We start from the raw sequence: 244 nt of genomic DNA, 5'->3' as shown, positions 1-244 counted from the left end.
CGAGATCGCGCCGCCATTGGTCGCAGACAGCGTGGTGAGGACGCCGCCGCCGCCGGCCGGGAACCCGACGAAGCTCAGCGCGCCGGTCTGGCCACCGCCGAAGTCGGAACCGACATCCCCGCCCACCGTGAACAAGGAGGCCAGGCCCTGGTCCGGAAGCGTGGTGGTGACCTGCGCGAGTGCCGGGGCAGCGTCGTCGCCATTGGCGTTGCCGCCGATCTCGGTCTCACCGCTGTTGTAGCGG

At 71.3% G+C, this 244-nt stretch carries 1 protein-coding gene; it reads right to left on the bottom strand.

The genetic code is table 11. The annotated features are described in order from the left end of the window. Positions 1 to 244, bottom strand: a 244-nt coding sequence (locus tag ASG72_RS21000) for a hypothetical protein (protein ID WP_162246212.1), incomplete at both ends; no start/stop codon positions are given.

It is taken from the genome of Allobosea sp. Leaf344, from assembly GCF_001426225.1.
In the GTDB taxonomy this organism is placed as follows: Bacteria; Pseudomonadota; Alphaproteobacteria; order Rhizobiales; family Beijerinckiaceae; genus Allobosea.
This window is presented reverse-complemented; position numbering and strand designations above follow the sequence as displayed.